This is a genomic window from Gilliamella sp. X-60, from assembly GCF_057063585.1.
In genome coordinates this window covers 136,688-157,827 of record NZ_JBXSQJ010000004.1, presented here as the reverse complement: position 1 = coordinate 157,827, position 21,140 = coordinate 136,688, and the positions used below count along the sequence as shown (strand labels likewise).

At 36.2% G+C, this 21,140-nt stretch carries 15 protein-coding genes and 1 pseudogene; 9 read left to right on the top strand and 7 right to left on the bottom strand.

Annotated features, from left to right (window positions below; translation table 11 throughout):
* Nucleotides 1-45 precede the first annotated feature (45 nt).
* The 6 genes and pseudogenes from ACYIAM_RS03830 to rph all read right to left on the bottom strand — a co-directional run bounded on the left by ACYIAM_RS03830 (nucleotide 46) and on the right by rph (nucleotide 8,648).
* Complete coding sequence (locus tag ACYIAM_RS03830; protein ID WP_483747308.1) at nucleotides 46-1,143, bottom strand: DUF6708 domain-containing protein; 1,098 nt, start codon at nucleotides 1,141-1,143, stop codon at nucleotides 46-48.
* 44 nt (nucleotides 1,144-1,187) lie between these two features.
* Nucleotides 1,188-2,285 carry a DUF6708 domain-containing protein gene (locus ACYIAM_RS03825; RefSeq protein WP_483747307.1) on the bottom strand — a complete coding sequence of 366 codons (1,098 nt, stop codon included), beginning with the start codon at nucleotides 2,283-2,285 and terminating at the stop codon, nucleotides 1,188-1,190.
* A gap of 1 nt (nucleotide 2,286) precedes the next feature.
* Nucleotides 2,287-4,974, bottom strand: coding sequence for a T6SS effector BTH_I2691 family protein (locus tag ACYIAM_RS03820; RefSeq protein WP_483747306.1), 2,688 nt, complete (start codon nucleotides 4,972-4,974; stop codon nucleotides 2,287-2,289).
* Between the two features lie 889 nt (nucleotides 4,975-5,863).
* A pseudogene (locus tag ACYIAM_RS03815) lies at nucleotides 5,864-6,960 on the bottom strand (lactate oxidase).
* Nucleotides 6,961-7,270: 310 nt separating this feature from the next.
* A complete protein-coding gene (pyrE, locus tag ACYIAM_RS03810) occupies nucleotides 7,271-7,918 on the bottom strand; it encodes an orotate phosphoribosyltransferase (protein WP_483747305.1) in 648 nt (215 codons plus the stop codon).
* A 13-nt stretch (nucleotides 7,919-7,931) separates the two neighbouring features.
* Entirely contained in the window at nucleotides 7,932-8,648 is a 717-nt protein-coding gene (gene rph, locus ACYIAM_RS03805) for a ribonuclease PH (protein WP_483747304.1), read from the bottom strand.
* Between the two features lie 159 nt (nucleotides 8,649-8,807).
* Here rph and ACYIAM_RS03800 point away from each other — a divergent pair, with 159 nt between their 5' ends.
* The 4 genes from ACYIAM_RS03800 (at nucleotide 8,808) to ACYIAM_RS03785 (ending at nucleotide 11,758) form a co-directional block, all read left to right on the top strand.
* Nucleotides 8,808-9,674 (top strand): YicC/YloC family endoribonuclease, encoded by an 867-nt coding sequence (locus ACYIAM_RS03800; RefSeq protein ID WP_483747303.1) that lies wholly within the window; start codon nucleotides 8,808-8,810, stop codon nucleotides 9,672-9,674.
* Between the two features lie 11 nt (nucleotides 9,675-9,685).
* Nucleotides 9,686-10,567, top strand: coding sequence for a DMT family transporter (locus tag ACYIAM_RS03795; protein ID WP_483747302.1), 882 nt, complete (start codon nucleotides 9,686-9,688; stop codon nucleotides 10,565-10,567).
* Nucleotides 10,568-10,668: 101 nt separating this feature from the next.
* Nucleotides 10,669-10,809, top strand: coding sequence for a hypothetical protein (locus tag ACYIAM_RS03790; RefSeq protein ID WP_483747301.1), 141 nt, complete (start codon nucleotides 10,669-10,671; stop codon nucleotides 10,807-10,809).
* Nucleotides 10,810-11,065: 256 nt separating this feature from the next.
* The gene (locus ACYIAM_RS03785; RefSeq protein ID WP_483747300.1) at nucleotides 11,066-11,758 is read left to right on the top strand and encodes a tetratricopeptide repeat protein; all 693 of its coding nucleotides are present in this window, start codon (nucleotides 11,066-11,068) and stop codon (nucleotides 11,756-11,758) included.
* A gap of 98 nt (nucleotides 11,759-11,856) precedes the next feature.
* Here the strand turns inward: ACYIAM_RS03785 and ACYIAM_RS03780 are convergent, their stop codons facing one another.
* Complete coding sequence (locus ACYIAM_RS03780; RefSeq protein WP_483747299.1) at nucleotides 11,857-13,242, bottom strand: MATE family efflux transporter; 1,386 nt, start codon at nucleotides 13,240-13,242, stop codon at nucleotides 11,857-11,859.
* Nucleotides 13,243-13,836: 594 nt separating this feature from the next.
* Here ACYIAM_RS03780 and yejK point away from each other — a divergent pair.
* From yejK to ACYIAM_RS03755, 5 genes are all read left to right on the top strand, one after another.
* Nucleotides 13,837-14,841, top strand: coding sequence for a nucleoid-associated protein YejK (gene yejK / locus ACYIAM_RS03775; RefSeq protein WP_085247806.1), 1,005 nt, complete (start codon nucleotides 13,837-13,839; stop codon nucleotides 14,839-14,841).
* A 31-nt stretch (nucleotides 14,842-14,872) separates the two neighbouring features.
* Entirely contained in the window at nucleotides 14,873-15,715 is an 843-nt protein-coding gene (gene nfo / locus ACYIAM_RS03770; protein ID WP_483747298.1) for a deoxyribonuclease IV, read from the top strand.
* A gap of 132 nt (nucleotides 15,716-15,847) precedes the next feature.
* A complete protein-coding gene (locus ACYIAM_RS03765; protein ID WP_483747297.1) occupies nucleotides 15,848-16,228 on the top strand; it encodes a hypothetical protein in 381 nt (126 codons plus the stop codon).
* Complete coding sequence (locus tag ACYIAM_RS03760) at nucleotides 16,225-19,929, top strand: DUF4132 domain-containing protein (protein WP_483747296.1); 3,705 nt, start codon at nucleotides 16,225-16,227, stop codon at nucleotides 19,927-19,929. Before ACYIAM_RS03765 ends, ACYIAM_RS03760 begins: the two co-directional genes overlap by 4 nt.
* Nucleotides 19,923-21,122: a hypothetical protein gene (locus tag ACYIAM_RS03755; protein WP_483747295.1), complete on the top strand. Its 1,200-nt coding sequence runs from the start codon at nucleotides 19,923-19,925 to the stop codon at nucleotides 21,120-21,122. The genes ACYIAM_RS03760 and ACYIAM_RS03755 overlap by 7 nt, the downstream gene beginning before the upstream one ends.
* Nucleotides 21,123-21,140: the final 18 nt, after the last annotated feature.

Below are 21,140 nucleotides of genomic sequence, written 5' to 3'. Positions count from 1 at the left end.
CGATTTTAAATCCTGTTGTTATTGTTTTAAAAAATGTTTTTTATATTAAGAATTACCATAATCAACTAGCTTTCCTGTTTTTTCGTCACGCACACCCCATTCCAAGCGGCTATCTAATATAGCTTGTTGTACCTTAAGGGGATAGTCCGATAAGGTGGTTTCTTTTGGTGTGGGTTTGCCCACTTGACCAGCTTGGCGTATAACTTTTGGCCAGCGAGGTTGCCAGCATAGGCATTCCGAAATAAAGTAGCCGATAGTGTAAAACGGTAATAAAATTAAAAATACAGGAATAAGCAGTAAATACACCCATGCCGTTGGTGCATTTTTAGCTGCATGAATCATGGGCTTTATATGCCCCTCAAAGCCATGAAAAGGCATGGGTAAATGGGTGCTTAGGCGTGGTTTTGGCAAGTTTTCGGGTCCGTGCTCCATATACCGGCGAATAAATTCCCATTCGTCTTTATAGTCTTGAGGGTTATAGGTGTTTTTGCCAATGCCGACTGATTGAGCAACAGGGAAGCCGGTTTTATAAGGATGAAAGGTCATTAGGTTAACCATATTGGTGCCCCCCATATCTGAGCCGGTTTCGCCAAAGTTAGCGGGCATAATATGTTCCCACTTAAATACCACTGTGCCACCACAATATTTTGGGCGTTGAATATACACTTGCCTTGTGATTCGATTAAATCGTACCCGAATATGGCGGATGGTAAATAGTTCAAAGCGATAAATATAGCGGAAATAACGGATACATAAATAGGTTAATAAAATAACTACAATTGAGTGAAATGTAATTGAAAATATACCTGATATGATATTATTACGCTCATGATTATACAATTTCAGTAAAGTATTTAGTCCCAAGTATCCACTGAAACAAGGAATCAAAAATATAAGTAAACTAATCCAAGTCAGAATACCCCGAAAATTTTCAAACATGCCACCACGGATCTCTAAATAGCGATCGTTATAAGCATAGTAAGGCCCAATAGAGCGAGGGTGATTACTGACGGATTCTTGCGTGTAATCTTTTTGAACCTCTTTTAGCGTCATATCACCATTGGTATAACCCATTTTCATTTTTTTGCGAGTTTCGGCTTTCATAGCGCTACCAAACCACAATAAAAATTCACCAACGTACATCGATTTTACATCCTGTTGTTATTATTTTAAAAAGTGTTTTTATATTAAGAATTACCATAATCAACTAGCTTTCCTGTTTTTTCGTCACGCACACCCCATTCCAAGCGGCTATCTAATATAGCTTGTTGTACCTTAGGGGGATAGTCCGATAAGGTGGTTTCTTTAGGGATCGGTTTGCCCACTTTGCCGGCTTGGCGTATTACTTTTGGCCAGCGAGGTTGCCAGCATAGGCATTCCGAAATAAAGTAGCCGATAGTGTAAAACGGTAATAAAATTAAAAATACAGGAATAAGCAGTAAATACACCCATGCCGTTGGGGCATTTTTAGCTGCATGAATCATGGGCTTTATATGCCCCTCAAAGCCATGAAAAGGCATGGGTAAATGGGTGCTTAGGCGTGGTTTTGGCAAGTTTTCGGGGCCGTGCTCCATATAACGGCGAATAAATTCCCATTCATCTTTATAGTCTTGAGGGTTATAGGTATTTTTGCCAATGCCGACCGATTGGGCAACAGGGAAGCCGGTTTTATAGGGGTGAAAGGTCATTAAGTTAACCATATTGGTGCCGCCCATGTCTGAGCCGGTTTCGCCAAAGTTAGCGGGCATAATATGTTCCCACTTAAATACCACTGTGCCACCACAATATTTTGGGCGTTGAATATACACTTGCCTTGTGATTCGATTAAACCGTACCCGAATATGGCGGATGGTAAACAGTTCAAAGCGATAAATATAGCGAAAATAACGAATCAATAAATAAGATAAAATTACAGTAATAATTAAGTATGTTATTATAAAAAATATCCCAGATATAATACCGTCATCTTCATGATTATATATATTTAAAGCTATTTCAAATCCTAAATTCCAGCTAACATAAGGAATCATAAATATAAGTAAACTAATCCAAGTCAGAATACCCCTAAAATTTTCAAACATGCCACCACGGATCTCTAAATAGCGATCGTTATAAGCATAGTAAGGGCCAATAGGGCGAGGGTTATTACTGACGGATTCTTGCGTGTAATCTTTTTGAACCTCTTTTAGCGTCATATCACCACTGGTATAACCCATTTTTAATTTTTTGCGAGTTTCGGTTTTCATAGCGCTACCAAACCATAATAAAAATTCACCAACGTACATATTAAAAGGTCTCCTGTAGTGCTTGATGCCACTCGGTCAGTTCTTCGCCTAAGTCAGCAAATTTTTTGCGATCAGGTTTATTACTAAAACAGCAGCGGTCAAACCATTTTTGCATGGCATTATCATCAACAATAATCATATATAAACTGCTGACAACAATAATAAAAGAGGAAATATAATTAACTATAGCAAACAAAGCTGCGACTTGAGCACGAATAGAAAATTGACCAATGGTTAACCCCGCTTCAGCTAATTTTACCCAAATGGTGCGCTCTATACTTTTAGTGACAATATTCTCTAACCATGGCACTAGCGTGCCTAAAACGACCACAAATTGGGAAATGCTTAGCACTATTGTTGCAAGACCTCTAGCAAAATAAGCAAAAGCTATAACTTTATTTTTTTCTTTATTAGCTTTATTAGCATCTGTAAAATCCAATACCCCCGATATCCCACCCGCAATTAATGATAAACTCGCCGACCATAAAAAGAAGCGACCAAAGGCATTATAGGTGACCGTTGCGGTTCTTGAATTCGGGTTGTTTTCGATACAGCATTGCACGGCGCTGGTGAATATTTGTACGCCTGCGGCTGTGCTTCCCAGCAGTGATGCGGTTAATTCGGCAAATTCACGTGGGTTGTTCCATTGACCATTGATTAATTTTTTAGCGGATTCGTAGCCACTAAATGCAAATATCATCATGGCAATTTTAGTATTAACTAAATCGGCATTGGTAAAATTGTTACGAGCAACACGTGTTATTTGTGGAGCGCCTCGTTTGGGTGTGGCTTTAAATGTATGTCCATTAATGCTGTAGCCCGATTCATACATTTCAAGCGCTTTTGTTTTAATACCTGCAAAAATTAAATTACCTAAACGGTTTTGAATGGTTTGGTTAAATTTTTGAGTGGTTACTCTTAAAAAGCTTCTGACTAAATCAGCAAAAGTAACTGATAACAATGCTATTGGAAAGCCACGTTCTGCCATCACTTCTACCACTCGATCGGTTTGATTAACATGATCGGTCAATTTATTTAATAAGCTAATAGCTTTATCTACATCAGGCATTTGTCCATTATCATCACTCGATTCGTTGATCGCGATGTTTTGTTGGATATCGAGATATTCGTTAATATCATTAATCAAATTTTTATTATTATGAAGATAGGTGCGCATGCATAAATTGGTTTGGGTTATTTGAGGCTCAAGCCACCATTCATCAAGAATTGGCCTAATTTTTTTTGAACTGCTCACTCCACACAGGCAAACGCTCATTTGTAATTGAAACATAATGCCATCTATGGGACGGGTGTCATCATATAAATCTAATGCAGAAATTAGCTGGCTCGATTTTAACCATTTTATGTAATCATCAGCACGCTTTTCTGCCAGTTCTTCTGCATTTTGACTGAGCTCATTAAATTCTTTTTCAAATTTGTCCATTTTTTCTTGAGATAGACGATTCCAATAAAATTTTTTAAACTCTTCTTGAGATAGTTCTTTAGTTTGTTGCTCTAGTAATCCTTCTTCGGCTTTTTGGAAGATTTCTCTTCTTTTATTATTTGCCATATCACCAATAGAAGGGATAGTGATTTTGTCATTGCCCCAGCTTGAAAACTTTTCCCAGTTTTTATTTTGTTTGATTATCTGCTTGATTCGGTGCTGATGAAACGATTCTTTAAACCCTAATAGTTGTCTTAAAATGATTAAACGGTGTTCGTTGGATATGCCTTCATTATCTTTGCCTTCCATCCATGGTTTCATTACTTTTTCAAGGGCTTGATGACGTCGACTATTTAAACTTTGGGTGATGCCAATAGCATCGGGCACCACAATTGCAGCACCTTGACGTGCTTTTAATTTTTTATAAAGCGATAAATATCGAAAATAGTATTGCATGATATTTTTATCACCAAAAAAAGCGCGTTGTTCGTAAATATATTGTATTACTTGTAATTGCTGGCGTGCGTAGTCTCGTTCGCCTGTTTTAAAATCATAGGGACTTTTGCTCTGTAAAAATGATTCTTGTTCGGCTATTTTCATCGCAGTTGAAAACTCTAAAATATTGGATAGTAGGTCGTCGTCTTTTATGGATTTTTGACCACTACGAATTTGATCTGGCGTTACGCCTTGTAGTTCAAATTCAGGCGTGGTTAGATAAAACTCTAACCTTTCATTGGTTATTTTGTTAGGACTGAATAAAAAATGAATTTTAAAGATTTCTTTACTGTTTTTGAAACTGATGTAAGAGGCATCGGCTCCGTCGGTGGCAATGTTACAGCTATAGGTTGTTGGAGTATTTGGTATGGAGTCCATATTGCTATATTCAATTAAGCAACCTGACGGGCTTGAAGTAAAAGCACGCCATTTTTTTTCGCCATTTTTGTGATCGACAAGGACATATAAATAGCCTTGTCTTAACATTTGTATGCAATATTTTGAGTGTTCCAATGGCAAATTCGATACCATTTTTTGAGCAAAATTAGGTAAAGGCGGCAGTTCAACGTCTGCCTTAAGATTATTTTTAAGTGTTGTGTTTTTACCCATGAGGCCAGAAATTGACAAGCGAGTTGGCAGTACAATTAAGTCGCCTTCCTTTTCTTGACATTGTGGGCATCGTTTGCCTGAATCGTTTTGTTTGATTTTTGCTGCTAATATTAAATTAAATAAGCTTTCCAGATTTCCCATGTTTTCTCCTTTATGCCCCTTTTTTAACTCAGATTAATATGAGTTATTTAGCCAATTTAGTTTATGAATACTTATTGGATTTAAGGTATAGTTAATAAGATTGTGATTAACATTGGAAGTGATGAGCATGGTATTAATGTAAAGGTAATATTTATTAATTAATAAACCTAACCATAGGATAAAACAATAAGATTTATGTATAAAAGAATTCAAATTAATGAATATGATGCTACATAATGGAGGGAATTGACATGCCAACAACTCTATTATCCTTACATTTACTTGTTGCTCGAATTTATTCAATGTTGTAGTGTGAAAATATTTTTAATGTTTATTACAATTATCAATAGTTTTAACTAAATTAAGTACAAAAATTACACTTTTTTTTTGTGGTTTGCAATATTTAATTTAATATTGTGGTTTAGTTGTAAGCATTATTTATATTGTTTACACCTTATGATTAAAATAATCCCCTAATAACAATAAGGCGTTTTGCTGAAAAATACTTTATAACAAATAAGATACTCTAAGTTTTAACTCATCACGAAACGGTATAGAATCCTGAATATTTTTTACAAAAATATAGCCTAAAACGTGACAGTTGTGTAACTACTTCATAATGGGCATACAACTTAGTAAAAAATTAAGCGGTTTGTTTTTGTGTTGTATATGCAATGGGCATCATGTTAGTTAATATTTAATTAGGTTTTTGGGTATTATCAATGGTTGGATGACTGACCATAATACGTTTAGCCAAATCAATGACGGTTATTTTTCTAGGGTATTATCGCCATAGCACTTGTTGATGATATGGCGTTAGTTTTGTTTTATATATATTCATTACAGTCGTTTTTTTAACTACTGTAACCGAAGCAAGTAATTTCTACCATTAAATTAATAGGGTATTTTTAATATCTTCAATTGTTTTTGTGCCAGCTAATTGCATGGTGATAGACAGCTCTTTGTTAAGATGATCAAAGACTGATTTTACCCCTCTGCGCCACCTAAATTTAGACCATAAAGAATAGGGCATCCAATAGCAACAAGATCTGCGCCACTTGCCAATGCTTTAAATACATGTTCACCACGTCGTACACCGCTGTCAAAAATGATTGGAACACGTTTGGCAACAGTTGTTGCAATACTAGGCAATACCTCAAATGAAGCGGGAGCGCCATCTAATTGTCGCCCGCCATGATTTGATATCCAAATCGCATCAGCGCCGGCAGATATTGCAATTGATGCATCTTCAGGTGATTGAATTCCTTTTACAATAACAGGTAAATTTGCCATGGCTTTAATTTTTTGAATATCAGAAGGAACGATACCTTGTTTGGCAGCAGCATAAATTTCGCTAATGCCTTTACCTGAACCATCGCCATTGCCGTTTGATTGACTGTAAGCACTGAGATTTTTCATAGGGAGTGGAAATTGAAAGTTATTAACGATATCTTCTTCGCGATAACCACCTAACGTTGAATCGACTGTTAAAATGATTGCTTTTGCGCCTGCTTTAACGGCTTTATCGATAATAAAACGATTAAAATTATCATCTTTACTCATATAGAGTTGAAAAAAATACGGTACATTGGGCGCGGCATTTGCGGCATCTTCAATAGATGTATTGGCATAAGTACTAATACAGAAAATAGAACCTGCTGCAGCGACGCCTTTAGCGGTGTCCTTTTCGCCTTGTTCATGAGCCAATCCTTGGGCTGCTGACGGTGCTTGAATAATGGGTGTTTTTAATGAGATATCCCACAATTTTGTTGATAAATCTGCGTGATCAATACCTTGTAATACTCGAGGAACGATTTTTTTTCGATTAAACGATAAGGTATTTTCTCGCATTGTCCATTCATCTTCGGCACCACCACGGATATAACCAAACGCCCCAGCCTCCATTCTTGCTTTAACTAATGCTTCTAAGGAAGCAATATTAACGATCTCTATAGCGTGTTCTTCATTACTTGTATGGTATGACATGGTTCGCTCCTAATTATGAGAGTTAATACAACAGTACGGTTATATCACAGCTATTTTTTATTTAAAATTAAATAAAAATCATTTTTGACAAAATAGCACTTTTTTATATTCATCTTTGTAGAAGCTTTTTAAGTACAGATCATAGCCTGAAATATAAAGAAAATAGCAATGCAGTTATTTGGATTTTTTTAGTTTGTTGTAAAGAAGTTCAATAAAAAGCTTATTTTTTGCTAAAAAAAATAAACCTCGATATTATTCGAGGTTTTTTAATAATTATATATTAGCCATTGTATATTCAAATACTAATAGCTTATTTTATCCCATATTCAGCCCGATAAGCCTCAACTTGTACTACTTGATCTTTTCGAGCAGGATCTTTGTATAGGTATTGGATCAAATCATCAAGCGTGATAATTGAAATAACATCACAATGATAGGTTTGTTTAATTTCTTGAATTGCAGAAAGTTCACCACGACCTTTTTCTTGACGGTCTAGGCAGATGAGCACACCAGCGAGTTTTGATTGATTATCTTCTAATATTCTCATCGATTCACGAATTGCGGTACCAGCAGTAATAACATCATCAACTAGCATAACGCGTTGCTGATAGATCGAACTACCTACTAAGTTGCCCCCTTCACCATGGTCTTTGGCTTCTTTGCGGTTAAAGCAATAAGGCACATCGATATTATGATGTTCAGAAAGTGCAACAACGGTTGATGAAACAATAGGTATACCTTTATAAGCTGGACCAAAAATAACATCGTATTCTAAGTTGGCATCCATGAGTGCAGCTGCGTAAAAACGACCTAATAAAGCCAGATCTTTACCGGTATTAAACAATCCCGCATTAAAAAAATAGGGGCTTTTGCGTCCTGATTTTAAGGTGAATTCACCAAATTTTAATGCTTGCCTATTTAAAGCAAATTCAATAAATTCACTTTTATATGATTTCATCGATTTTCTCCAATTAATCTTTTAAGGCTTGTTTTTGCGCATCAATAATTGTTGCGATGCCATTTTTTGCTAGCGCTAACAGTTGTAATAATTCGTCATGACTAAATGGTTCGCCTTCGGCAGTACCTTGTACTTCAATCATACGTCCATCGTCAGTCATCACAACATTCATATCGGTTTGTGCGTTTGAATCTTCTATGTATTCTAAATCACAGACCGCTTGACCATCGACAATGCCGACAGAAACAGCAGCAACCAATGATTTAATTGGATTTTGCTTTATTTTACCCTCTGCAACCATTTTGTTGATTGCATCATTAAGCGCCACACAAGCACCAGTAATTGATGCCGTTCGAGTGCCACCATCGGCTTGAATGACATCGCAATCTAACGTAATGGTGTATTCGCCTAATAATTTAAGGTCAATCATAGCGCGTAGTGAACGGGCAATCAGGCGTTGAATTTCCATGGTGCGGCCAGTTTGTTTGCCTTTAGCCGCTTCGCGCTGGGTTCGTGAATGAGTTGCACGTGGTAGCATGCCATATTCAGCTGTTACCCAACCTTGATTTTGACCTTTTAAAAAACGTGGTACACTTTCATCAATGGTGGCATTACACAGTACTTTAGTTTCACCAAACTCAACTAATACAGAACCTTCTGCATGCTTAGTATAATGACGGGTTATTTTGATTGGGCGGACTTGTTCCGCAGATCGACCAGACGGGCGCATGCAATTCTCCAGCTGTTACAATTAAAAATATCTTTTTGAAATAATTATTTAGGAGGACATCAACAAGATAAGGTTGATGTTTAGCCTAAGCTAAGAGCGTATTATACAGAATATGTGATACAATGCCCAGTAAGTTTTTTACAAATTTAGGATGCTATTATGATTTCCAGCATGACTGCCTATTCACGAAAAGAGTTAAATCAACCGTGGGGAACTGCCTCGTGGGAACTTCGTTCAGTTAACCAACGCTATCTAGAAACCTATATTCGCCTGCCAGAGCAGTTTCGCTCACTTGAACCAATGATACGTGAACGACTGCGTAAACGTTTAACTCGCGGTAAAATTGAATGTAATTTACGCTTCGAGTTAGATCCTGCAGCGCAGAATCAAGAATTGTCGTTAAATAAAGAGCTTGCCCAGCAAATTTTAAATGCTGCTAACTGGATTCAAACAACGCATCAATCAGGTCAAATCAACCCTATTGATGTACTGCGTTGGCCGGGCGTATTATCAGCTAAAGAACAAAATCTTGACAGCATATCACAAGAAATCCTAACCCTGCTTGACTTCGCTATCGATGAGTTTATAGCCGTTCGTGAGCGTGAGGGTAAAGCACTTAGCGATTTAATTGTTAAACGTTTAGAAGCGATTACCGTCGAAGTCGATAAGATTCGCAACTGGATGCCTCAAATACTGGAATGGCAAAAAGAACGCTTAAATAGCAAATTGGCTGAAGCTAATATTGAGCTTGATCATTCCCGCCTAGAACAAGAGATAGTAATGGTTGCACAGCGAATTGATGTTGCCGAGGAGCTTGATCGCCTGATGACACATGTTAAAGAAACTTACTCAATCTTAAAGAAAAACGAAGCAATAGGTCGCAGGTTGGATTTTATGATGCAAGAGTTTAATCGAGAATCGAATACTATCGCTTCTAAATCAATTAATTCGGATGTAACAGCGAGTGCAATCGAACTTAAAGTACTTATTGAACAGATTAGAGAGCAAGTACAAAATATTGAATAATGGCTTGATTAATGAGTAGATATCTTGGTAGTTTAGCTATTGTATTAGCTTCTATTTTGTGGGGGACAACTGGCACTGTAGCCACGTTTGCCCCTTCACTTTCTTCTTTGTTTATTGGTGCAGTTGCAATGGGAATTGGTGGGATTTTGCAGTGTGTGTTAGCTATCCCACAAATTATCAAAGAGCGTGACTTGTTAATTCAACATATCTATTTTCTTATTGTTGGAGCCGTTGCCGTAATGATTTATCCCTTAGCTTTTTATTCTTCAATGCGATTATCGGGTGTGACAATTGGTACGGTTGTCTCTATTGGCTCGGCGCCGATTCTTTCGGCTATAATTGAATATGTGAAAGGTGACTTTCACTTAACTAAGCGATGGTTGATTGGCGCAATGTTTGGCATTTTGGGAATGATACTATTGTCTTTTTCAGAAAATCATTCAATAACTATTGAAAATAATCATATTATTCTTGGTATTTTGCTTGGTTTAATAGCTGGATTTACCTATGCTTTATATTCATGGTCAGCGCGTCAATTAATGTTAAAGACAATATCAACCACTTCCGCCATGGGGTCAACCTTTGGATGTGGTGGCGTATTATTAATACCCATCATGGTGCTCACTGGTTTTGGTGTATTTGATTCATTAACGAATATTTCAGTTTGTATATATATGGCATTAGTTCCTATGTTTGTAGGATACCTTTGTTATGGATTTGGCTTATCAAAAATATCCGCTAGTACCGCAACAACTATCACTCTGCTTGAGCCTGTAATAGCGGCAGTTTTAGCAATTTTGGTAGTAGGCGAAACATTGCCTTTAATGGGGTGTATCGGTATTTTATTTATTCTTATTTGTCTTGCTTTAATAACGATTGATATAAACAAGTAAGTTATCAAAAAACAAGGATAGCAAGCTAGGCATTACACTTCTCATTTTTTATTACTCATCGTTAAAAAATATTCTCTACTTATTTTTAAATTGAACGGGTATTGATAAAAATTAAACTAAAAAAACAAACCAATAATACCTCACTCAAAAACTTACCGATTGATGATGTCATTAAATTGGCTACTGACGCAAATGATGCAAAAGCCACTACGATTTGGGCATTCGCTATTATTATGATGTAGGTGTGTTTAAAGCAAGAAAATGGTTTGAAAAAGCTTGCCAAAGTGAGGAAATAATTGGCGAGTAAAAACTAAATCCACCCTAATTAGTAAGCCCAATAAAATCAGGTTAAATGCAATGAAGCTTATGAAGTCTTAATTTTGTTTTACGCATCAATAAAAATATATATTATTGATATTTGTTAAATTACAATTATTTTGATAAATTAAAACATCAACACCAACAATATAATAGATATGATAATAAGAGGAAAGAACAATGAAAAAGCTATTAACTACAGGCTTACTATTTCTACTTTTAGCTGGCTTTGCTAATGCTGATACCGATAAAACTTCGCTAAAAGACTTGCCATTTGATGAAGTGATGAAAATGGCAACCGAAAAAAATGATGCAAAAGCGCAGTATGATTTGGGTGTTCGATATGATCGTGGCGAAGGAGTCGAACAAGACTATGCTAAAGCAAGGGAATGGTATGAAAAATCAGCTGCTCAAGGTTATGCGAGTGCTCAATCTAATTTAGGTGTTTATTACGATTATGGTACTGGTGTTGAGCAAGATTATGTAAAAGCGAAAGAGTGGTACGAAAAGGCAGCCGCTCAAGATGATGATCATGCTCAATATAATTTAGGTATCTTATACAGTGAAGGGCGAGGAGTCGAAAAAGATGCGTCTAAAGCCAGAGAACTATTTGAAAAATCTGCGAAACAAGGTCTTGCCAATGCGCAATATAATTTAGCTATTATGTATTTACAAGGTGAGGGTGTAAAAAAAGATATAGTTACAGCAAAAGAATGGCTCGAAAAAGCCGCTATACAAGGTGTGCCACAAGCACAATTTAATTTGGGTGTCATGTATGAAAATGGTCAAGTTGTAAAAAAAGATCATAAAAAAGCCATGGAATGGATTGAAAAAGCTTGTAAAAATGGAGTTAATCATCCACTTTGTAACTAAAGGGTAAACTTTTAACCTACAATATCAATAAAACTCGATTAAACGCAAAGGGGGAAATGAACTACATCCCCCTTTTTTCAATGTTATATAAAATAACTCTAATTAGCTGCTGTGTGGGTTCTTGTTTTGATTGATTTAAAATACCAAATAAGTACAGTCAACGCGATACCCGCAGATAATAAATCCGCGATTGGTGATGAAGCCCAAACGCCATCAAGCCCAAAGAATAATGGCAAAATATAGAGTGTTGGCAATAAAATAAGGATCTGTCTAGAAAGGCTAAGTAAAATCGATACTTTTGCCATACCAATGCATTGGAAAAAGCTTGTGGTCACCATTTGGAAACCAATAAAAGCAAAAGAAAGTGTGGTATAGCGTAGTGCAATGGCTGATATTGAGATTAAATCCTCGTCAGCACTAAATGCACGAACTAAAATATCCGGAATAAAAAATCCAAGAATAAAGCCAATACTGGTAATTACGGTCGCTACTTTGACGGCATAGAAAAAGGTAGTTTTGACACGCGAATAGTTTTTTGCTCCGTAATTATAACCAATAATGGGTTGCATACCTTGATTAATCCCAATAACAATCATAATCACTAATGTGATCAATCGGTTGGCATTAGAGTAGCCCGCAATAGCATCATCACTTGACACGTTAGACAGTGGTGCATAATGTACTAATTGCCAGTTGATAAAAACCACCACTATAGAGGCTGCAACCTGCATGGCAAATGGCGACATACCGATTGATATAATCGATTTAATATAGGTCAAGTTAAGGGTGAAATTGCGTCGATATAGCTTAATATTACTGTTTTTGCTGATAAAGTGTTGCATAACAAATAAGAAGCTAATAAACATGGATAACGTGGTTGCAAAAGCTGCTCCACGCATGCCCCAGCCTAAACCAATAATAAAAATCGGTGCTAAAATAATATTGGCAATTACACTAATAAACATGGTAACCATTGCTTTAAATGGATAACCACTGGCGCGCATCATATTGTTATAATTAAACGTTAACGTAATAAAAATACTACCCGGTAAATAAACTTCTAAAAATTCTCGAGCATATACATGATTAGTCGCGCTCGATCCGACAAAATGTAAAACGGGATCGACAAAATAGAGCAATAACGCCAAAGTTAAGCCACTTAAAATGGCCGTTAACATAAACGATGTGCCAGCGACCTTTTCGGCTTTGTCGTTTTCGCCACGACCTAAAAAAATCGAAATCCGGCTCGCCGAGCCGATACCTACCAGCATACCAATGCCTGCAGTTAGGTTCATAACAGGCAAAATAATGCCTGCACCACTCAATGCTTCACGACCAATCCAATGACCAATAAAAATACCGTCAATAATGTTATACAGCGTATTTACAATTGTGCCAATTACCGCAGGCAGTGCATATTGCCAAAATAGTGAACTGATTTTTTTATTTTTAAAATCATTATAAACATCAAGAGAGTGAGCCATTGCTTTTATTTTTCCGCTGTTAAATATTGTAAAGAAGTTTCAGGTAACTATACGTTTTAGTATAAAAAGAGCATAATCACTATTCAAATTAGCCATGATATGCTCATGTCTGCTGTTTGGTATATTATCAAAATAATAAACGCAGTTTGCGATTTTTACTTATTTCTTAATTTTAAATAATGGTTACTTATAGCGGTTACCCAAATCTGTCTATTGTCACTGCGAGATATTAAATCTTGTCAAAAAGTTTCAGGTAACTATACGTTTCAGTATAAAAGATAGTCATTATTTAAACTTGCTATAATATACTTGTCTTTGTCTGTTGAAAATATAGCTAAAATAATAAACGGGTTTGCTACTTTTATTTATTTTTAAATTTTTATGATTATAGTTTATAGCGATAATCCAAATTTTCTATCGGTACTGTATGCAGATCTTGTCAAAAAGTTTCAGGTAGCTATACGTTTCAGTATAAATTTAAGGCAATTTTACTGCGTTAGTTTAGCAGACTGGCAAATTGTTAATAGCACTTTTTTGGTGCTTTGATAGAATAACCTCCTTAATGATTATTGCGATCCAATAGGAACCTCACCAATGAGCGTACAAATAGAAAAGATCATACTGCATAAATTAATTAGAAAAAGTGACACTGAAATCGAATTACAACTTCGCGAATCAATGTTAGGCAACGAGCAAGCGGTTGTTAATCTAATCGAAGATATCAACCGCATCTACAACAACAAAAGCAAAGCCTATGGACTATTTAATAGCGATAGCTTATTTGAACAATCACTAAAAGAACTGCGCCTTGGCAATCAAGACTTTTTACATTTTAGCCAAGAATCGACCAAACAACTGCGCAACGAATTGGCTAAATACCCTTTTGCTGAAGGGGGAACGGTTGTATTTTGTCAGTACCGTTATTTGGCGGTTGAGTACTTGATTATTGCCGTATTAAATAGTTGTTTAAGTATGTTAGTTAATGAAGATTTAGATATCAGTGAAACACAATATTTAGACATTGCCCATGCCGATATTATTGCCCGCATCGACATTACCGAATGGGAAACCCAAGCCGACTCAAAACGTTATTTAACTTTCTTAAAAGGACGAGTAGGGCGCAAAGTATCTGACTTTTTTATGGACTATTTAGGTGCTAGCGAAGGATTAGATGCGAAAGCGCAAAACAAAACACTGGTTAAAGCGGTTGATGATTACTGCCAAGAAATGCAATTTGACAAGCAAGACAAAACCAGTGCGCGCGAAAACGTTTACAACTACTGCCAAGCCCAATTACAAGCAGGCGAAGAAATTGAACTGAAAAATCTAGCCAACGAACTACCTGCCAGTGTTGACAATAACTTTATTGAATTTATTAAAAACAGTGAATATGATTTAGAAGAAACGTTTCCGGTTGATCGCAGTGCACTGCGTCAGCTTAAAAAATTCTCGGGCAGTGGTGGGGGATTAACGTTAAGCTTCGATTCGAATTTATTAGGTGAACGCATTAAGTGGGATCCGCAAACTGACTCCCTAGTGATTAAAGGCGTACCACCTAATTTACGTGATCAGCTACAACGCAATAGCGGTTCCAACTAATTATCAACCAACAACGTTATTAGGACACAACATGAAATACATTGGTGCACATGTAAGTGCAGCAGGTGGGGTAGACAATGCCCCAATTAACGCTTATCAAATTGGCGCAACCGCATTTGCGCTATTTACCAAAAATCAACGACAATGGCACGCCAAACCGCTTGAACCCACAATCATTGACAGCTTCAAAAAACGTTGCGAAAGATATGGCTTTACTAGCAAACAGATCTTACCGCACGATAGTTATTTAATTAATTTAGGTCACCCAGATCGAGAACAGCTCGACAAATCACGTACCGCCTTTTTAGATGAAATGCAACGGTGCGAACAGCTAGGACTGACATTACTTAACTTTCACCCTGGTAGTGACTTAAAACAGATTTCAGTTGATGAATGTTTAGCACGTATTGCCGAATCGATTAATATCACACTTGATAAAACACAAAATGTGGTTGCCGTTATTGAAAATACTGCGGGGCAAGGCTCTAACTTAGGCTATAAATTTGAACATCTTGCCCAGATCATTGACCAAGTTGAAGACAAAAGCCGAGTTGGCGTTTGTATTGACACTTGCCATGCCTTTGCTGCTGGCTATGACTTGCGTACTGAAAAAGCCTGCCAAGAAACCTTTGCCGAATTTGAAAAAATTGTAGGTTTTCAATACTTGCGAGGCATGCATTTAAACGATGCCAAAAGCGAATTTGCCAGTCATGTCGATCGTCATCATAGCCTAGGCAAAGGCAATATTGGCGAAGCAGCTTTTAAATATATTATGCAAGATCCAAGAATTGATGAAATTCCCCTTATTTTAGAAACCATTGATCCCGATATCTGGGCGCAAGAAATAAGCTGGTTAAAGGAGCAATGTCAATAGCTATTAAAGCTTTACAAGGATGTATAAGAAAGCTTATTTTACAATAATAAACAAAAAGCTAACCTAGAGCTAAAATAATATATTGCAACACTTTTAGTGTATTTAATCGTAACACCTTTTGTTATCGGTGATGTGAATACAATTAAAAATAACACAATTGATGACCGTAAAGGTTGGTTAACTGATAGCTTTACTCTACGTAGTATTTTGACCAAAGTCGGTTACCAACGAAACAATATCGAAGATGGGGCATGCTTTTATAGTTATTATAAATACTTTAGCGATAATCAATTTTATATTAATATTGAGTTTAGCGGCAGCTATGTGTCCGAAAAAAACATTCCTGTGGTGCTTTACCATGTTAGTTTCAGCCAAAAGCAGGATTGGCACTATCATACTATAGAACTTAGCAAAGTTCCGCGTGTGTTACTTGCTGAAGGTTATGCTGATTATATGGCTGTTGCTAAGGCATGTAGCGGATTTGATCCAGAATGGGAGAAGAAAGGAATATGAAAAAAATAAATGAATTATCATCACAACAATTAATTACCACTATATTTGACCCAGTAAAAGAACTGGATAAAACCATGCCAGCGCGCATTACTCAATATATCTTACAGGGTGATGAAATAAATGTATTAGTTGATTTAAATCAATTGAGTCAGTCTTCAAACACAGCTAATAAACTTTATGAGTTACTTCGAAGACCTTGTGATTTTTATTGGACAGATATTTATGACAAACTTAATTCATCCGAAAAAGCAAGAATGGCCTTTTATCAGCGTTGGACTGATGATTATACTTTTGAACAGATAATCCGTTTTGCACGAGTTTTAACGGCGTTATGTAGTAATTTACGTTTTATTAAACTTATTACTCCAGAGTTACCCTCTTGGTTTTTATACCTGCTATATGATGGATTGATTACTACGTTATCGATTTGTTGTAACAATGAAGAGCGGATTGATGAACGAAAAAATTGGTCAATTAACCAATTGTATCAGTTGTTAGAGATTGAGGAATCAGGATTAGGTAAAAAGTTATTATTTGCTATTTTTGACCGCCAAAATATTACATATAGCAGCTGTTTTCATTATTTCTTTATGATTAATGGTCTGTTGCCTTATATTATTGAGCATATTGAATTATTCAAACAGTTACCGAATCAAGGTATTGCGATATTAGGGCAAGTCGAACAATTAAAATATATTCGAAAACATCCTGAACTGAAAATGCCGCTGATTGATTTTATTGCTGTGCAGTCATTAAATAGCTCCAAACAAATTAGTCAGCTTGCAACTGAAATGTTACTTAGTTCCCCTGTCGAAATAGTAAAGCCCCATTTACAACGTTTGTTAACTGCTGGCACAGTTAAGCAGCGTAGTCATGCTGCCGCATTACAGGCTAGAATATCTTCTGATCCGACAATTTTGCAACAAGCCTTGACTAACGAAACTAACAAAACGGTCATTGCTGCGATCGAGAGTGCTTTATCACGACTTGAAAGTGCAAATACAGCCGAACAACAAGCAACTTTGATAATTCCTGATTTTGAGCCAATCGATGATGTTGATTTACCCATTATTGCTCGTGATATTTTGCAGCAAAATTATGAAGAACATTTAATAGAAAGTGAAAAAGCGGCACAAAAAGAAGTTGAAGATAACAAAAAATATAACCTTCCATACAATTGGGCAAGAAAATACTATAAAACGTTAAAAACGATTACCTCACAGGATTTAGATGATGTCTATCACTATTTAAATGGTAAGATTGAATATTCGGCGTTACTCAAAAAAATCAATAAAAATATCGATATTACATTTTTATTAGCCAAAAAAAGGTTACAGAATCTACCTGAATTTACGCTTTTTCATCTATTACGAGCGACTCAATTAACTAATAAAGAAAAAGGCGTTTATTATTTCGAAAGATTATATGAAAAAAATGAATTTATAAAAAAATTAGATCTTAGACAAATCGCTGATGTATTAGTAAAAATCAATTATTCTCAGCATGTGCCCTATGTCGTTGCTGTACCATTTTTAACCAAAGATACCTATCACGATGTCTATGAAAATGAACCACACAAATTATGGCCATTTTTTGCTGAAAACGAATTTTTGCTTGATGAGGCCTTAGGTTTTGCTCCCAAACAAGAAGCCTGGTCTTATCTTAATGTTGATGTAGAAAGTACCATTAAAATATTACAAACTTTCCCAAATATTCCAACTAAATATGTTGCTTATCTATTTGAATTAGCTTTGGGTGAAAGTAAACAAGTACGCTATGCCGCACAAAACGCTTTAAGTGTGATTACTAATATTCATTGCCAAGTTGAACAAGCTTTAACATCAGCAAAGCAAGAGGTGCGTATTGCCGCCGCTAATTGGTTAGCAGAGTTAGGACAAAAATCTTCAATTAAAGCATTAAATAATGCCTTAAAAAAAGAAAAACGCGAAACTGTACAAGCTGTTTTATTAGTCGCTTTAGAAAAATTAGGCGAAGATATTAGTCAACATTTAACCGTTAAAAAACTATTAACCGATGCGCAAAAAGGCTTAAAAGGTAAAAAACCTGCTGATTTTGACTGGTTTGATAAAAATCTAATTCCACCATTAACATGGAAAAATGGTGATGCAGTTGATCCTCAAATTATTGAATGGTGGGCGTGGTTAGCGGTCAAATTAAAAGATCCAGCTAATCCATTGTTAATTATTTATAGTCGCTTATTAAGTCAGCAAAGCCAACAGCAATTAGGCGAATTTATTTTACAAAGCTTTATTAAGCAAGATACGCGAATGCCAACGGTGGAAGATGCCGAAGCAAAAGCCAATTCATTAGCCGATAAGCGATTGCAGCGATATATTGGCTACTACCAGCAATACCCTCAATACTACCCTAGTTATGCCAATATTACTTTTGAACAAGTATTTGAAGAGATAAAAAAAGAGGCTTTGGCAGTCTATCTTGGTTCTGCCATTAAAGCGAAAGGATTATTAGCATTAACTAGTGGTATTAAAGGTCATATTGCAGTTTCGTTATTACGTAGTTTTATGAAAGATCATCAACAACGACGAGCGCAAATTGAGGCAATGCTTGAACCGCTTGCTCAAAGTGATGATCCGTTGATCACGCAACTCTTGTTATCGCTTGCCCGCCGTTATCGTGCTGCATCTGTACAAGAAAAAGCCCGCTTATTGGTAGAAAGTATTGCAGAACGCAATGGCTGGACTACTGATGAACTAGCTGATCGCACCATATCTACCGCAGGGCTAGATGATAATGGTGTGTTAACCCTTGATTATGGTGAACGCACCTTTACGGCTACTTTTGATGATAAGTTTAAATGGCATTTAAAAAATGCAGATGGTGACGAAATTAAATCCTTACCAGAAGCCCGAAAAAGCGAAGATCAAGCCTTGGTGAAAGAGGCAAAAAAACAGTTTTCCAATAGTAAAAAAGAACTAACGCAATTGCTCAATATGCAAATTACCCGCTTTTATGAAGCTATGTGTACACAGCGTCAATGGCGAGTAGAGGATTGGCAAAAATACCTACAGCCACATCCTATCGTAGGACGGCTTATTCAACGTTTAATTTGGCTTGAATTAGATGAAAATGGACAGGTGATAAGCAGCTTTAGACCAACGGAGGATGGTAGCTTAATTACAACTGAAGATGACGAAATAGAACTAAATGAAGGAAATCGCATTGCCCTTGCCCATTCGGCTGTGTTGCCAAGTGATATCACCGTAAAATGGCAAGATCATCTTAAAGATTACAAAGTCTCTGAGCTATTTGATCAATTGACTCATTCATTACCAGATATGAGTAAAATTAAAGATGACATTATTGATGAACGTTTAGGTTGGTTAACTGACAGTTTCACGATACGAGGTATCTTAACCAAATTGGATTATAAGCGTGACAATGTTGAAGATGCAGGTTGTTTTTATGGTTATTATAAGTATTTTGCTAGTCTTAACCTGTATATTAATATTGAGTTTAGTGGCAGCATGGTACCAGAAGAAAATATCCCTGTTGCTCTTTTTGACCTCTATTTTAGTAAAAAGCCAGGTTTAAAAGATAGAGCAATAGCACTCAATAAATTGCCGCCAGTGTTACTCGCTGAAGGTTATGCTAACTATATGGCGGTTGCAGATGCGTGTAGTGGCTTTGATCCTGATTGGGAGGATAAGTTACTATGGTAAAGGATAGCGCTAACAGCAATGAATGCAATTTATTAGCATGTTTTGAGATTTTGCGGGGATTAGATAAATTGATTCCTGAGCGAATTTGTAAATATATTTTACAAGGTCAAGATCCTCAAGTTTTAGAGGATCTAAATCAATTATCGCAAATGTATAATAATGAGAAGCGAGTTTATGGACGTCTAGGCTTTCCTGGTGCGACTAATGTCATTTATTATTTCACTGAGAAAAAGCAACCAATAAAAGCGAGAGCACTATTTTATCGACAATGGACGGATAACTATACGCCAGAACAGATTATCCGTTTTGGTAAGGTATTGGCAGCAACCTATATTGAAAATATGCAGCAAAGTCGCGTTTATTCAGAACAAAAAAATATTGATGTCATCACGCCAAATTTACCTTTATGGTTTTTATATCTATTTTTAGATGGATTGGTTTCAACTTTGTTTAGCTATAAACAAAGTGCTGAACACATTATTCTTGAACGTCAAAATTGGTCAGCCCAGCAATTACATCAATTGCTTGAAATAGAACAAAAAGGGCTAGGGAAACAGCTATTATTTGCTATTTTTGACCGCCAGCAAACACCAGAATCTTATTTAAGATATTTTCATTATGTGTTTATGATTAATGGTCTATTGCCCTATATTTATGATGATCTTGAATGGTTTAAAACCTTGCCTGAACAAGGTCTTTCTAGAGACGGTCAATTACAGCAATTACAATATATTGCCAATCAAGACAAACTTAAACAAGATGTGATTGACTTGCTTGTAAAACAATCAATAAGTAACATAAAAGCAATCAGTGAGTTGGCAACGACCTTATTATTAAGTTTACCAATTGACATAGTGCAAACTGAGTTACAAGTTTTATTAGACCAAGGAACGCCTAAGCAACGTTGCCATGCGGTAAACTTATTAGCTAGATTATCCGTTGATCGCAAGATTTTAGAAGAAGTATTAACTCGGCAGACCAATAAAACCGTGATTAAAACCATTGAAGGTGCACTATCACGATTAAGTGGCAATGAGGATGCTAAACAGCAAGAAATCGAATTAATTATTCCTCCTTTTGAGTCGGTTGTTGAAGTTGATTTACCTTCTAAAGCGCGAGATATTTTGCAACAAAACTATCAAGAAGTATTAGTCCACCTACAAAAAAAAAGCAGAGCAGGAAATTCAATATAACCAAGAGTATGATTGCAA

What these genes read in the sequence shown, in the direction of transcription:
- ACYIAM_RS03830 (WP_483747308.1), bottom strand. Translation starts at nt 1,143, where the DNA reads ATGTACGTTGGTGAATTTTTATTGTGGTTTGGTAGCGCTATGAAAGCC.
- ACYIAM_RS03825 (WP_483747307.1), bottom strand. Translation starts at nt 2,285, where the DNA reads ATGTACGTTGGTGAATTTTTATTATGGTTTGGTAGCGCTATGAAAACC.
- ACYIAM_RS03820 (WP_483747306.1), bottom strand. Translation starts at nt 4,974, where the DNA reads ATGGGAAATCTGGAAAGCTTATTTAATTTAATATTAGCAGCAAAAATC.
- pyrE (WP_483747305.1), bottom strand. Translation starts at nt 7,918, where the DNA reads ATGAAATCATATAAAAGTGAATTTATTGAATTTGCTTTAAATAGGCAA.
- rph (WP_483747304.1), bottom strand. Translation starts at nt 8,648, where the DNA reads ATGCGCCCGTCTGGTCGATCTGCGGAACAAGTCCGCCCAATCAAAATA.
- ACYIAM_RS03800 (WP_483747303.1), top strand. Translation starts at nt 8,808, where the DNA reads ATGATTTCCAGCATGACTGCCTATTCACGAAAAGAGTTAAATCAACCG.
- ACYIAM_RS03795 (WP_483747302.1), top strand. Translation starts at nt 9,686, where the DNA reads ATGAGTAGATATCTTGGTAGTTTAGCTATTGTATTAGCTTCTATTTTG.
- ACYIAM_RS03785 (WP_483747300.1), top strand. Translation starts at nt 11,066, where the DNA reads ATGAAAAAGCTATTAACTACAGGCTTACTATTTCTACTTTTAGCTGGC.
- ACYIAM_RS03780 (WP_483747299.1), bottom strand. Translation starts at nt 13,242, where the DNA reads ATGGCTCACTCTCTTGATGTTTATAATGATTTTAAAAATAAAAAAATC.
- yejK (WP_085247806.1), top strand. Translation starts at nt 13,837, where the DNA reads ATGAGCGTACAAATAGAAAAGATCATACTGCATAAATTAATTAGAAAA.
- nfo (WP_483747298.1), top strand. Translation starts at nt 14,873, where the DNA reads ATGAAATACATTGGTGCACATGTAAGTGCAGCAGGTGGGGTAGACAAT.
- ACYIAM_RS03760 (WP_483747296.1), top strand. Translation starts at nt 16,225, where the DNA reads ATGAAAAAAATAAATGAATTATCATCACAACAATTAATTACCACTATA.
- ACYIAM_RS03755 (WP_483747295.1), top strand. Translation starts at nt 19,923, where the DNA reads ATGGTAAAGGATAGCGCTAACAGCAATGAATGCAATTTATTAGCATGT.